General features: G+C 60.7%; 13 protein-coding genes and 3 pseudogenes. 15 read left to right on the forward strand and 1 reads right to left on the reverse strand.

What is annotated here, in order from left to right; genetic code table 11:
• The 8 genes and pseudogenes from VFE81_RS17540 to VFE81_RS29010 form a co-directional block, all read left to right on the forward strand.
• A pseudogene (locus tag VFE81_RS17540) lies at positions 1-532 on the forward strand (extradiol ring-cleavage dioxygenase); the annotation flags it as partial.
• A 56-nt stretch (positions 533-588) separates the two neighbouring features.
• Positions 589-1,623, forward strand: a complete 1,035-nt coding sequence (locus tag VFE81_RS17545; RefSeq protein WP_325045808.1) for an aromatic ring-hydroxylating dioxygenase subunit alpha — start codon at positions 589-591, stop codon at positions 1,621-1,623.
• Between the two features lie 90 nt (positions 1,624-1,713).
• On the forward strand, positions 1,714-2,667 hold the full coding sequence (locus tag VFE81_RS17550) for a PDR/VanB family oxidoreductase (protein WP_325045809.1): 954 nt from the start codon (positions 1,714-1,716) through the stop codon (positions 2,665-2,667).
• 24 nt (positions 2,668-2,691) lie between these two features.
• A complete protein-coding gene (gor, locus tag VFE81_RS17555) occupies positions 2,692-4,032 on the forward strand; it encodes a glutathione-disulfide reductase (protein ID WP_325045810.1) in 1,341 nt (446 codons plus the stop codon).
• 32 nt (positions 4,033-4,064) lie between these two features.
• Positions 4,065-4,793: pseudogene (locus tag VFE81_RS17560) on the forward strand (aldehyde dehydrogenase family protein); the annotation flags it as partial.
• Between the two features lie 59 nt (positions 4,794-4,852).
• Positions 4,853-5,191 carry a hypothetical protein gene (locus tag VFE81_RS17565; protein ID WP_325045811.1) on the forward strand — a complete coding sequence of 113 codons (339 nt, stop codon included), beginning with the start codon at positions 4,853-4,855 and terminating at the stop codon, positions 5,189-5,191.
• 209 nt (positions 5,192-5,400) lie between these two features.
• A pseudogene (locus VFE81_RS29005) lies at positions 5,401-5,478 on the forward strand (hypothetical protein); the annotation flags it as partial.
• 95 nt (positions 5,479-5,573) lie between these two features.
• Positions 5,574-5,942, forward strand: a complete 369-nt coding sequence (locus VFE81_RS29010; protein WP_414695613.1) for a methyl-accepting chemotaxis protein — start codon at positions 5,574-5,576, stop codon at positions 5,940-5,942.
• Positions 5,943-6,027: 85 nt separating this feature from the next.
• On the opposite strand, the gene VFE81_RS17575 is transcribed toward VFE81_RS29010, so the two are convergent.
• A complete protein-coding gene (locus VFE81_RS17575) occupies positions 6,028-6,759 on the reverse strand; it encodes a TetR/AcrR family transcriptional regulator (protein ID WP_325045812.1) in 732 nt (243 codons plus the stop codon).
• A 169-nt stretch (positions 6,760-6,928) separates the two neighbouring features.
• Between VFE81_RS17575 and VFE81_RS17580 the strand changes: the two genes are divergently transcribed.
• The 7 genes from VFE81_RS17580 to VFE81_RS17610 form a co-directional block, all read left to right on the forward strand.
• Entirely contained in the window at positions 6,929-7,777 is an 849-nt protein-coding gene (locus tag VFE81_RS17580) for a fumarylacetoacetate hydrolase family protein (protein ID WP_325045813.1), read from the forward strand.
• Between the two features lie 98 nt (positions 7,778-7,875).
• On the forward strand, positions 7,876-8,853 hold the full coding sequence (locus VFE81_RS17585; protein ID WP_325045814.1) for a VOC family protein: 978 nt from the start codon (positions 7,876-7,878) through the stop codon (positions 8,851-8,853).
• Between the two features lie 87 nt (positions 8,854-8,940).
• Positions 8,941-10,578 (forward strand): bifunctional 3-(3-hydroxy-phenyl)propionate/3-hydroxycinnamic acid hydroxylase, encoded by a 1,638-nt coding sequence (locus tag VFE81_RS17590; RefSeq protein ID WP_325045815.1) that lies wholly within the window; start codon positions 8,941-8,943, stop codon positions 10,576-10,578.
• A 104-nt stretch (positions 10,579-10,682) separates the two neighbouring features.
• Entirely contained in the window at positions 10,683-11,783 is a 1,101-nt protein-coding gene (locus VFE81_RS17595; RefSeq protein ID WP_325045816.1) for a porin, read from the forward strand.
• A gap of 92 nt (positions 11,784-11,875) precedes the next feature.
• Positions 11,876-13,126 (forward strand): MFS transporter, encoded by a 1,251-nt coding sequence (locus VFE81_RS17600; protein WP_325045817.1) that lies wholly within the window; start codon positions 11,876-11,878, stop codon positions 13,124-13,126.
• A 135-nt stretch (positions 13,127-13,261) separates the two neighbouring features.
• Entirely contained in the window at positions 13,262-13,519 is a 258-nt protein-coding gene (locus VFE81_RS17605) for a hypothetical protein (protein ID WP_325045818.1), read from the forward strand.
• A gap of 399 nt (positions 13,520-13,918) precedes the next feature.
• A partial coding sequence (locus VFE81_RS17610; RefSeq protein ID WP_325045819.1) for a nuclear transport factor 2 family protein occupies positions 13,919-14,245 on the forward strand: 327 nt, incomplete at its 3' end.

Raw genomic sequence — 14,245 nt, forward strand, 5'->3', positions numbered from 1 at the left:
TTCGCGCAAGCTGATCGACGGCGTGATGCAGGAGGTCGACGTCAGCTATTGCGAGGAGTGGAAGTTCGATCACGGCGTGATGGTGCCGCTGCACCACCTGACACCCGATTACGATCTGCCGGTCATTCCCGTCAACATCAATTGCCAGTGTCCGCCGATGGCGCCGCTGCATCGCGCCTACGCCCTTGGCGAGGCGATCCGTCACGCTGCTGAGGGTATGCCGGAGCGTATCGCGGTGATCGGAACCGGCGGCATCTCTCACTGGCCGTGTACACCCGATTCCGGAACGATCAACGAGGCTTGGGATAGGGATTTTCTCGAGCGATGGATACGCAACGATCGCGCCGCACTGCTCGAATACTCCGATGAGGAAATCTACCAGGAAGGCGGCCAGGGCGGCTACGAAATACGCACCTTCATTGCGGCGGCGGGCGCGGCGCACGGCTCGCGCGGCCAGATCTGGTGTTACGAACCCATTCCCGCGTTTTCCTGCGGATGCACGATAGGCGTGATGAATCTCGATCACGCATAGCGATCTGGAAAGACCGTCTTTGCGCGGTCGAATTTCAACAAACTGGAGATGACACGATGTTTTTGAAGAATTGCTGGTATGTGGCGGCCTGGAGCCATGAGCTGATCGACGATGCGCTGGTGGGGAAGACCTTGCTCAACGAGAAGGTGCTGCTTTACCGGGGGCGCGACGATAACGTGGTGGCGATCGAGGACCGCTGCTGTCACCGGGGGGCACCGCTGTCGCTTGGCCGGCTGGAAGGTAACTGCGTGCGCTGCATGTACCACGGGCTGCTGTTCGACAATACGGGTGCCTGTGTCCAGATTCCGGGGCAGGAATCGATTCCTCCGAGTCTCAAGGTAAAGAGCTATCGCGTAGTCGACACCGGGCACCTTGTCTGGATCTGGATGGGCGATCCCGCATTGGCCGACGAATCCGCGATTGCGGACTTCGAGTACCTGAAGAAACCCGAATGGCACGGCATGCCGGATTATCTGCACTACGACGCGAACTATCTGCTGATTGCGGACAATCTCGCCGACTTCAACCACGTTTCGTACGTTCATACAAACACGCTCGGCGGCTCTGAACGTTATGCCGTCGAACATGAGCAGAGCCCGCTGGAAAAGCGCGACGACGGTTTCAAGCTGACCAAGTGGCACATGAACAGCGACTTGCCGCCGTTCGTCAAGAAGGTCGAGAAGAAGATGGGCAAGGTGGACCGCTGGAATACGGTGGAAATGAAGGTGCCTGCTTTCTTCTATCTCGAGTCAGGCTTCTCGCCGGCCGGCAATGGACTCAAAGAGGGCAACCGCGATGGCGTGATCGAGTTTCGGAATTTCCAGGCAATGACGCCCGAGACCGACAAGACCACCCACTTCTTCTGGGTGTACATGCACAACCAGAAGAAAGACATCGACCTGATTTCGCATTCATTGCACGCGAGCATTCTGGAAGGCTTCTACGAGGACAAGGTCATCATCGAGACGCAGCAGAAGGTACTCGACGCGGATCCGCAATTCAAGTTGAAGGCAATCGCCGCGGATGCGCCGCTGTCGCACCTGCGATGGCTCATCGAGAAGCGCGTCAAGGAAGAAAGTCTCAAGGTCTGAGCCGTGCGCATTCGGCGGTTTGCACCATGGTGGGCGGCGAAGCGGCTTCGATGCCGCCTCGCCTTCGCGGTACCCCAGGATGATGATCCGATGAAAAAGATACAGGTGGTGATTGACCGGCGCACGGACGAGGCGAAAGACATCGTGAGCCTCGCGTTGCGTAGGCCGGACGGCGAAAACCTGCCGGCGTTTTCTCCAGGCGCACATATCGATCTCTTTTTGCCCAACGCAATGACGCGCCAATATTCGCTTATCGGCGACTGCAGCGAAACGGATCGCTACGAGATAGCCGTTTCGAAGGCTGCCAATAGCCGCGGCGGATCGCTATGCGTGCATTTGGCGTTGAACGAAGGTAACGCGCTTGAGATCAGCGAGCCGCGTAACAACTTTCCGCTGCAGCCTGGACACGACTCGTTTCTGTTTATTGCCGGCGGCATCGGCATTACGCCGATCCTCTCGATGATCCGCCACTGCGAACGTCGCGGCTGGTCTTGGCGGCTGCTGTATCTGGCGCGCAGCCGCGCACACGCTGCCTTCCATGACGAGCTCTGCGCGTTTGGCGCAGACCGTGTACGCTTTCACTTCGACGATGAAGCAGGATGCCTGTTCAACTTCGCGCACGCGTCGTTCATCGTGGAGCCTGGCGTGCCGATCTATTGCTGTGGGCCGGCTCCTGTCATGAAAGCCGTAGAGGATTTCGCGTCGAACCATCCGGACAACCCTGCATTTTTTGAATGGTTTTCGCCCCCCGTGGAAAGTGGGGCAGGCGGGGTGGCCACCGGGTTCGACGTCAAGCTTCAGCGCAGCGGGCAAGTCCTGCACGTGCCCGAGGACAGAACAATCCTCGACGTGCTCGAAGAGCACGGGTATGCGTTACCCTGTTCGTGCCGCGAAGGAATGTGCCGCACCTGCGAAACAGGCGTGATAGACGGCGTGCCGGATCATCGCGATTACGTGCTGTCCGGCGGCGAACGCGCAGCAGGCCGAACCATGATGATATGTGTATCGAGGGCGAAAAGCCCCATGCTCGTAATCGACGTTTAAAGCCAAGGCTCAAAGGACATCGGAATGGAATTCGACTACGACCTGTTTGTGATCGGCGCGGGCTCCGGCGGGGTAAGGCTGGGCCGCGTGGCGGCTTCGTACGGCGCCCGGGTGGCGGTCGCGGAGGACAGTCTCGTGGGTGGAACCTGCGTGATTCGCGGCTGTGTTCCAAAGAAACTGCTCGTCTATGCGTCGCACTTCCCGCATGAGGTGGAAGACGCCGCAGGCTACGGCTGGTCATACCCGCCGGGCACTTTCTCGTGGCCCGCACTGATCGCGGCGAAGAACCGGGAGATCGCCCGTCTCAATGGCGTGTATATATCGCTGCTCGAGCAATCGGGCGTGCAACGGTACGACGGCCGTGCAACGGTTGCGGATGCGCACACGGTGGAAGTGGCGGGACGCCGCGTCAGTGCGCGTCACATTGCGATTGCTACTGGCGCGAGGCCCGTGCTGCCGGCCATTCCGGGCATTGAACATGCCATCACGTCGAATGAGGCGCTTGACCTGGCGTCCCAGCCTAAGAGAATCGCGGTGGTGGGCGCCGGCTATATCGCGGTCGAGTTCGCTGGTATATTCAACGGATTGGGCACGCAGGTCGACCTGTGGTATCGAGGCCAGCAGATTCTGCGCGGGTTCGACGAAGACGTCCGCGATGCGCTGGCGAGCGCAATGACTCGCCAGGGCATCTCGATCCGAACCGAGACCGGTGTACTCGGATTGGAGAAGCATCAGGACGGAACCATCGAACTGCTGTTCGAGGGCGGCGTGCATGGGCGCTACGATGCCGTACTCTATGCAACGGGTCGGGTGCCAAACAGCGCACGCCTGGGGCTCGAGGAGGCCGGCGTGGCGCTCGACAGGAACGGCGCCGTTGAGGTCGACGAATATTCGGCAACGAGCGTGCCATCGATTCACGCGATCGGCGACGTGACCGCACGGCCGCAATTGACGCCGGTTGCCACGCGCGACGCAACGCTGCTCGCCGCGACGCTATGCGGCAACGTGCGGCGCGCGGTGGATCACGAGTATGTTCCATCGGCCGTTTTCAGCACGCCGGAAGTCGCGACGGTCGGCCTCACCGAAGAGGAGGCACGTGAACGCTACCACGCGGTCGACATCTTCAAGACCTCGTTCAAGGCATTGCGCCACACGTTGTCCGGCCGTGACGAACGCACGCTGATGAAGCTTGTCGTCGATCGCGGCGGCCAGAAAGTGGTGGGGGCGCACATGGTCGGGCGCGATGCGGCGGAGATCATCCAGGGCATCGCGATTGCGGTCAAGGCCGGTGTGACCAAAGCGCAGTTGGACGAGACGATCGGGATTCACCCGACCGTCGCCGAAGAGTTCGTCACAATGCGTTAGACGAACGCGAGTTCGGCCTTTTCATCGGCGGCATGGCGAGCGCCGCGCATTCAGTGCGTCGGCTCGATGTGTTCGATCCATCGACGGGCAACGTCCTCACAACTGTTCCCGATGCCGATGCTGCCAACGTCGATCGCGCCACCACAAATGCCCGTGAAGCCTTCGATAAGCGCGTCTGAAGCGGCTTGCGTCCGGCTGACCGCGAGCGCATTCCTCCGCGCCTGGCGGACGTCATTGAGGCGCACGGCGAAGATCTCGCGCAGCTCGAAACACTCAAACAGGGCAAATCGATCAATATCGCGCGCGCGATCGAAGTCGGCGCGACGGTTGAATACGTGCGACACATGGCGGGCTGGGCTACGAAGATCATCGGCGAAACGCTCGACGTGTCGATTCCTTTCCCGCCGGGCGCGCGCTACTCCGCGTTCACGCGCAAGGAGCCAATCTGTGTCGTCGCGGGTATCGCGCCTTGGAATTTTCCGTTGATGATCGCCGTGTGGAAGCTGATTCCGGCGCTCGCGGCTGGCTGCACCATCGTCATCAAGCCTTCGCCGGAAACGCCGCTGACGGCGCTGCGTCGCGCGGAACTCGCGATTGAAGCGGGAGTGCCGGCAGGCGTGTTCAACATGGTGACCGGCGGGCGTGAATGCGGCGCGGCGCTCGCCTCGCATCCCGGCATCGCCAAGATTTCATTCACCGGCTCCACGCCGACTGGCAAGCTCGTCGGCGCGGCCGCGATGCAGAACATGACGCGCATCTCGGCGCCGCGCTCGGCGCGTCGACGCTTGCCGCGCTGCGCACCCTGCCTGCCTCGCAACTGATGGCCGATCCGACCGAACCTGCCTACAGCCCCAGCGTCGACGGTTATGTGCTGCCGCCGGATCCCGCGTCGCGCTTCGCGTCGGGTTTGCAGAACGACGTGCCACTGCTCAGAGGTCAGAACGCTGATGAGGGGACGATTTTCTCCGCTATTGCCGGCGTACCGGCCGACACGAAAGAACATTTCATTGCCGCGGCGACCTCGGCGTTCGGCACGAACAGCATCAACACCTTTCTGCAGTTCTACCCGGCCAACGGATGCTCAGGCAGTGGTTCGATCGTTTCATGCATCGGGTCGAGAATACGGTGCTTACGGTACAGGCGTCGACGGAATCAGTGAGTGCGGCCACCCGGCAAATTGCCGCGGGCAACATGGATCTGTCGTCGCGAACCGAGCAGCAGGTGGCATCGCTCGAAGAGACCGTTGCGAGCATGGCGGAACTGACCGAGGCAGTCGCGCAGAACACTGGCAGCGCGCATGCAGCGAGCAGTCTGGCATCGACAGCGTCCGATCTGGCCGATAACGGTAACAATGCAGTGCAGGCGCTAATGTCGACCATCGCGCGAATCAATGCCGAATCGGAGAGAATTGCCGACATCACGGCACTGATCGAAGGCATCACATTTCAGACCAATATTCTCGCGCCCAATGCGGCCGTGGAGGCAGCCCGGGCGGGTGACCAGGGCGCCGGGGCTTTGCGGTCGTCGCAGGCGAGGTGCGGGTGCTCGCGCAACGGTCTTCGTCGGCGGCGAAGGATATCAAGACGCTCATCGAATCGTCCGCTTCGCTGGTACGCGACGGCACGTCTCAGGCGGAACAGGCAGGCGCGGCGATCGAAAGGGTCAAGGACGCGATCGAGGCGGTCTCCATGAGCGTCTCCGAAATCTCTCTGGCATGTGAAGGTCAGAGTCGAGGCATTCAGCAGGTGGCGGGCGCCGTCGCCCAGATGGATCAGGTGACGCAGCAGAATGCGGCACTGGTGGAGCAGGCTGCGGCCGCGGCGCACTCGCTCGATGAGCAGGAGACGAAAGTCCGCGACACGCTCGCTGAATTCAAGGTCGGGGACGGAACCCGGTTGCTTGCGGCGTAACCGCGGGAACCGCGTCCCGGCAGGCGTGATCCGCACAGCGCCTCTGACGGCTGCCCGGTCTCTGCTACGTTTCTTTATGGTCCTCTCAGCTGGTGACGGGAAGGAGATGTTCCACCGTCTCGACTTCGCCCTCGACGGGAGGCGATCTCACGCGCTCAAAGATAACGCCGCGCGGTCCAGGGCAGTCGGCGATCCTTGCATAGGCGAGTTCCCGCGCTTCTTTAGCATCGATACCGAACGCCTGAAGCAGCGCGTACATCGATTGCTCCGCATAGTCGACCGGTGCCTCACCCGAAAGGAGAGTGGCAATGCCGTACATGATCGAGCCCAGTGCAATGTCACGCGCCACGACCACGTCGGCCACCTGAAATCTCCCCACATCAACTGCCATCTGCAGATCGCGTGTCAGATATTCGTCGAGCAGGCGCCCGCGGGACCCGCGTTTGGTGCCGACACGCGTAATAAACGCGCCCCACAGCGGGTAACGGGCCGCCATCTGCATGTAGAGGCGTGAACCGGTCACGACACGCAGCGCCGGATCCCGGATTTCCCGCACCAATGGGTCGATCACGCCGAGCACCTCATCGCTGCTTTCACCCGCGACCGCAGAAAGGAGCTCGCCAGTGGTCCTGAAATAGTTATAGAACGTCCCGCGAGCGACGCCGGCTGCGGCAATAAAGTCATCGATGAGCGGAGCGTCTGGGCCTTTTTCGGCGAAGACGCGGAGCGCGCTTTCGATCAGGCGGTTACGGGTTTTTTCGCGCCGCAAGGCACCCACACGGGTTTGATAGTTTTCGACCGGCTGCAGTTCGGGCATGGCATTTCCCATTGATTCGTCATGATTTTACAGCACACGAGTATGCGGGTTTGTCCCATATCTATTCTAGTTGACGATTTAGTCAAATCAACTAGAATTCGAATTGACGTATGTGTCAACACAATAGTTATTTCTTCGGCGCGTCACCGGAGGCCTACAGGAGGCAGCAATGCGATTCGTCAGTTTTGAGCGGGAAGGCAAGGCCACGTTGGGCGTACGCGAAGGCCAGCAGGTGAGGATCCTGGGCGACGAGACGCTCGAATCACTGCTCGGGCGCGGCGCCGACCTCGATGATTACGCGAGAAGTCATGCCGGCGGAAAGACAGTGTCGGCGCAGCACCTCAAGTTTTTGCCGCCGCTGCAACGACCACCCAAAATCATCTGCGTCGGCCTGAACTTTGCGGACCACACGTCGGAGAGCAACTATGCGCAACCGGACTATCCGACGCTGTTCTTTCGCGTCCATACGAGCCTGATCGCGCATGAGCAGCCAATGATTCGCCCGCGCGTCACCGATTCGGAAGGACTGGACTTCGAAGGCGAGATCGCGGTGGTGCTGGGCAAGGGTGGACGTCACATCCCTAAGGAAGAAGCGCTCTCTTGTGTCGCTGGCTACTCGCTCTTCAATGACGGGTCCGTGCGCGAATACCAGTTCAAGACGCCGCAGTGGACGGTCGGCAAGAACTTCGACGGCACCGGTGCGTTTGGACCCGACCTCGTCACGACCGACGAACTGCCGCCCGGCGCGAAGGGCTTGCTGCTCGAGACGCGCCTGAATGGCGAGGTGGTTCAGTCCGCCAGCACGGACTCCATGGTTTTCGACGTCGCGACCCTCATCAGCGTGATCAGCGAAGCCATCACGCTGGAACCGGGCGACGTGATCGTCTCCGGCACACCGTCGGGTATCGGCTGGGCGCGCAACCCGAAAGTCTTCATGACAGCGGGCGACGTGTGCGAAGTCACGGTCGAGAAAATCGGCACGCTCAGAAACGTCATTGCCGACGAAGCCGCGAACTGATCGACGCAACAGGCGACGCATCAAGCGACCCAAAGGCGGCTCCACGTAACGCAAGATGGCCGCAGAGCCAGTCCCACAACACATTGAAGGAGACAGTCATGACCGAACCCGCAGTCGTCCGTCCCGGCGCGAGTGTGCATTCAATCGACCACTTCGCGCTCAATGTTCCCTCTGTGGACGACGCAGAGCGTTTCTTCCGGGCCTTCGGACTAGACGTTACGCTGACGGATAACGCAGGCGCACACGAGCTCGACATCCGGGCGGCCGACGGTCATCGCTGGGCGCGCGTCCTGCCTGCGTCCACCAAGTCCCTCGCCTGGCTGAGCTTCAACTGTTTCGAGGAAGACCTCGATGCACTCCGGGAGCAGGTGCAGGCGGCAGGCGCTGACCTTTCTGAAGGCGACCCTGCGCACGACCCTGCCGGTTTCTGGTTCCGGGACCCGGACGGCAACCTGATCCAGGTCAAGGCGGGTCCAAAAACCAGCCCCTCTGCAAAAAAACCGTGCGTCGTTGCCGGAAGTGCCGCGGATGAGCGTGGTTCACACACACGCTCTGCATCGACGCTGGTTCGTCCGCGCCGTCTGTCCCACGTCCTCCTGTTCACGCCGGACGTTCTTCGGGCGCTCGATTTTTACAGCAAGGCACTCGGCCTGCGGCTCTCGGACAAATCGCTCGACATCATTGCGTTCACCCACGCGCCGCATGGCAGCGACCACCATCTGGTTGCTTTCGCGAAAAGCACGGTGCGCGGCTGGCACCACGCGGCCTGGGACGTCGAGGACGTCAACCAGGTAGGCGAAGGTGCCTCACAGATGGCTGCCGCCGGCTATCACCAAGGGTGGGGTACCGGCCGGCACGTACTGGGCTCCAACTACTTTCACTACGTCGAAGATCCGTGGGGCTCGTTCTGCGAGTACTCGGCGGACATCGATTTCGTATCGGCCGGAAAATCCTGGCCAGCGGGCGACTTTCCGCCGGAAGACTCGCTTTATCTGTGGGGTCCTGCCGTGCCGGACAACTTCATTCACAACACAGAAGCGCCGGCCGACGTGCCGGGCGTAATCCCGGAAGGCTAGAAGTCTCCTTCCCTCATTCGTGTTTCGATGGCAGCCAGATGCGCTGGCGCCAGGGCAAAACTCGCTTTTTCCAGCAGGTGAACTCAAATGGCTGACCAGAACATTCTTGATGTCGTTATCGTCGGATACGGGCCCGTCGGACAATCACTGTCCATCCTCCTCGGGGAACGCGGATATAGCGTAGCGGCATTCGACCGCTGGCCCGCTCTCTATCCGCTGCCGCGCGCTGTTTTCCATGACCATGAAATCCGCCGTGTGTTTCACGCGATGGGAATCGGCAAGGACGTGGAGCGCATCTCGCAGCCGTCCTCCACTTACCAGTGGTTCAACGCCGACTGGAAAACGCTCGTCGAAATAGACTGGTCAGCCGAATCCATCAGCGACGGTCCGGTCGGCTATCTCTTCAACCAGCCATCGCTCGAAGCGCTGCTCGACAGCAAGGCGAAGTCTTTGCCGAACGTGTCGGTCCAGCAGGGCTGGGAAGCCACCGGGCTGCGTCAGCTACCCGACTGCTGTGAAGTGACGCTGCGCAAGGGGGAAATGGACGGCGGCACCTGGGTGCCGACCGGCGAGACGCAAACCGTGCGCGCCCGTTATGTGGTCGGCGCAGACGGTGCAAACAGTTTCGTGCGCAAATCCTCGAATATCGCTTTCGAAGACCTGGGTTTCCAGGAAGACTGGCTTGTCATCGACCTGAAGCCGAACGAGGGTGTGGTGCTCGATGTGCCCGACATCGGCCAGTGGTGCAATCCGGCGCGCCCGACGACCATGGTGCCGGGTGGCCCCGGTTACCGTCGCTGGGAATTCATGCGTCTGCCCCACGAGTCGATTGATGATCTCCAGAAGCCCGAGAAAGTATGGGAACTGCTGTCCCCGTGGGTCACCCCGGAAAACGCGACGCTGGTGCGCTACGCGGTCTACAAGTTCCGCTCGCTGATTGCTGAGAACTGGCATAGCGGCCGGGTCGTGCTCGCCGGCGACGCCGCACACCAGATGCCGCCGTTCATGGGCCAGGGGATGTGCTCGGGGATCCGGGACGCGTGGAATCTCGCGTGGCGGTTCGACCTGATCCTGAAGGGCATCGCTTCACCGGAGTTGCTGGAGGGCTACACGCCGGAGCGTCGTCCGCAGGTGCGCGCGGTGATCGACGCGTCCATCGCGATGGGCCAGGTGGTGTGTATTTCCGATCCCCAGGAAGCGGCGCGGCGCGATGAAGCCTATCTGTCCGGTCAGGTGCCTCCGCTGCCGCCGTTCCCCGGCCTCACGGATGGTCTGATTTGCGGCGAGGAACGCTTTGCGACCTGTGGCGCTGCGGGATTGCTCAGCGTGCACGGGCAGGTCCGCAACGACGGTGAGGAAATGCGGTATGACGATGCGATCCCGAACGGCTTTCACGTCATCGCGCTTGACTCGGATCCGGAACAGCAACTGGACGCCGCATCCCTGGCGGCGCTCGCCCGGATCGGTGCACAGACCATTGGTATCACGGACGACCCCGCGAAGACAGCACCAGGCCGCATCCTGTTCGACGTGAGCGGCAAGTACAGGCAGTTCTTCGATGAACATGGCGTGAAGGCGATCATCGTTCGGCCGGACTACTACGTCTTTGGTGCGGTCAAAACGCTTTCGGCGTTGCCGGTGCTGGTAGCCAACCTTACTTCACGGCTCTCGCTGACAGAAGCGCCTGCTGGCGAACGCGGGACGCCGAAGGTCAGTGCAGCATAAAGTACGGGCCGCGGCCGACGTCGTCCGCGGCGCAGTTTCAGAAGGTGAGTTGGGTTTGTCGATGCAGATAAATTAAATATATCCATAATATGGAGGAGTCCAGAATGAAAAAAACATTGATAGGATTGGCCGTGCCGTTCGCGCTCGTTTCCAGCGTCCACGCACAAAGCAGCGTGACGCTATTTGGCTTGCTCGACGTTGGCGTGAGCTACGTGTCCAACGAAAAGGGCAGTCACAACTTCAAGGCGGATGATTCCATCTGGACGCCGAGTCTGTGGGGTATCCGGGGCGTGGAAGACCTCGGTGGGGGATACAAAACCCTGTTCGACCTCGAATCGCAGTTCGCGGTGAACACGGGCAAGGGCATCCCGGGGCCCAACGCTGACTTCAACCGGCAGGCGTTTGTCGGGCTGGAAAAGGATGGCATCGGCCGCGTCACGTTTGGCCAGCAGTACAACCTGATGGCGGATTTCCTCTTCTTCCCGCCCGCAAAACTCGACGGCGCGTTCATGTACGGCGGTTTGTACAACATGCGTCAGGGGCCGTTTGCCGCGCTGGGTATTCCGCAGAACCCGACCGGTTCGTTTGATTTCGACCAGATGGCGGGTACTTCACGGGTCTCCAACTCGGTAAAGGTGACCTCAGCCACCTTCGATGGCCTGCGCGTGGGCGCGCTGTACGGCTTCGGCAACACCGCTGGCTCCTTCTCATCGAACAACACCATCGGGTTCGGGGTGAACTACGCGATCGGCGGCTTCGGCGTCGGCGCCGCCTACAACGAGACGAGATATCAGGCCCTGAACGATGGTCACGACGGCATCCGCAACTTCGGTGTTGGCGTGAGCCAGGCGATTGGCGAGCTGTATCTGAACGCACTGTACACAAATACAAAAAACACGCTCACCGGCGGAATGGTTCAGGTGCTTCAGGCGGGCGGCCTCTATGCGTTCAATCCCTTCTGGCGACTCGGTGCGAACTACCAGTACATGAAAGGCAACGCCGGGCTCAGCCACAACAGGGCCCAGCAGGTCACCACCGCGCTGCAGTATTCCCTGTCGAAGCGAACCGTGGTTTACGCAGAGGGCGTATTCCAGTGGACGGGCGGAGACGTCGAGGGTGGGCACAACGCCTGGATCAACGGCGCGGGCCAGTCCAGCACGGACCACCAGTTTATTGGGCGGCTCGGGCTTCAAACGGCTTTCTGATTTTTCGCGGTCCTGACCGGCCCGAGCCTGGGCTCGCGGCCGCCTCATCCTTTCTCGTGGGCCACAGCGCCTGCACTTCGGGAGAAGCAGACATGGAAAGTAACGTAGGGTCACGCTGGGATACGGCCTATGAGTGGAAAGCCGTCGCCCTCCTCGCGCTGGGGTTCGGGCTGGTCGGGATCGACCGCTTCATGATCATGCCGCTGTTTCCGGTCATGATGACCGACCTGCATCTGGACTATCAGGATCTGGGTCACATTACTGGCGCCCTGTCGGTAGCTTGGGGGTTTTCCGCGATGTTCATGGGGAACCTGTCGGACCGCATCGGCCACCGCAAGGTCATCATTCCCGCGATCGTGATGTTTTCGCTGCTGGCGGGACTGAGCGGTCTGGCCACCGGCGTCGGCACGCTGATCCTGATTCGGACCGTGATGGGTTTTGCCGAAGGGGCGTTTACGCCGGCGAGTATCGTGGCAACGCTCGATGCGTCGAAGCCGACACGCCACGGCCGCAATATTGGTATCCAGCAGATGGCGCTGCCCCTGTTTGGTCTGGGCCTCGCACCCATCCTCGTCACGCAACTGCTGAAATTCCTGCCGTGGCATTCGATCTTTGCGATCGTCTCGATTCCAGGACTGATCGTCGCCTTCCTGCTGTGGAAAGTCCTGCGCAACACCCGGGCTTCGACTTCAGCCGAGCACACGGTGACGCATGACGCGGCCGAACACAAATGGACCGAAGTGTTCCGCTACCGCAACATTCCGCTGAACATCCTCGGGATGCTCTGCTGGCTGACCTGTCTGGTGGTGCTCAGTGCGCTATTCCCGAGCTATCTAGTCGACTACCTGCACCTGGGCATGCAGCAGATGGGGTACGTGCTTTCGGCAATCGGCTTCGGCGGGACGCTTGGCACGCTGGTGATGCCCGCGCTGTCCGACCGGCTTGGACGCAAGCCCGTCATGATCCTGTCGGTGATTGGCGCAGCGGTGTTTCTCGTGCTGCTTGCGCGCACCGGCCCGAATCCGACCATGCTGTTCACGTACCTGATGCTGACGCTGCTCTTCGTCTTCAGCATGATCACGCTGACGGTCGGACCGCTGAGCGCGGAGTCCGTGCCGGTGAAGCTGATGTCGACCGCGTCTGGCCTGGTGGTCGGGATCGGCGAGGTATTCGGCGGCGGTGTGGCACCGGTCATCGCCGGTTATGTGGCGAAGCACTTCGGCATCCAGTACATCATGTATCTGGGTTTTGTGGCGCTTGCAGTCGGTCTGGTCGTCACGCTTTGCCTGAAGGAAACGGCACCGTCGCGCCTGCGGGCGCAGCCTGCTGCGGTCACGCCATAGAGGGCCGCTGAAGGTCGGCTCCACTAGTGGGACCGACCTGACGGACCACCCACACGGGCCGAGATCATTTACGCGGCGAAGAATTTTCGTGTGATGGTCCTCGGACCCGACGAGCCGGCCGTCAGGTTTATGCAGATGACGAATCTGACGCAGACCGCGTCGCTAACCATGGGCGTTGAAATGCCGGACGGCACGACGCAGTTCACGGGCCTCGAATTGATCGAGGTCGCACCGGGCATCGATATTCAGAGAGGTATCGTGACCCAGATGGGATTTGCTCCCGTCATGCACGCGGTTCCCTCGAGTCATCGACGAACGCATCTTTCGACCGGCACCGATCGGATTGCGCGGCGTCATCCTGAGAATGAGACTCGACGAGCGGTTCAGCTATGACGTCAGGCAGAACATGTTCTCATCAATTTAGAAGGTCATGAAGTAGCAAGCCTCGAAGACGTCGAAGCGATATGCGTTGAGGCTGGAGGTTGTCTCCAGGGCACGGTGCTTAAACCTCATGCGATGGTGAGCTACGACAATTTCCGATTCGCCCGGATGTAATCGATGCTTACTCCGATATGGTGACGTCGACGCTTGTCTCGCGGTTCTATTCGGGCGTGACGAGATACACCTGGGCGATCGTAGATCCATAATGGGCCATACATTCGCCAGAAACCGTGATTAATCTACCGATCCATCTTTTTCTCACCATGCCGATAACGAAGGAGCATCGTCACCGGTCCGGACACTTCGTCGTGTCTTATCAGGCAAACGTTCCGCTCACCCTTGGAGAACGTTATGAGCAATTTTATTGAAGACCGTCTTGCTATTGCAGATTTGATGACCGGGTGGATGTACCGGGACCTGGCCGAGTGGGACAAGCTTGGCGAACTCTTTACGCCAGATGGCGAGATCGAGATTACGTGGTTTCAGGGTAAAGCTTCGGACTTCATTGCGGGATCGCAGCGCATGGGGGCGTCAGACCTGAAGACGAAACACGTCATCACGTCGCCTGTCGTTGATTTTAAGGCTACGCTGAAGAACCGCCGTTTTCGCCGACGATTCGCTGCGGAATTTCTGAATGCGAGATCAGCGACGCGACTGGTTCAATTTTCTGGCCCTGAA

Origin of the sequence: Paraburkholderia sp., assembly GCF_035656215.1 — a bacterium.
Lineage (GTDB): Bacteria > Pseudomonadota > Gammaproteobacteria > Burkholderiales > Burkholderiaceae > Paraburkholderia.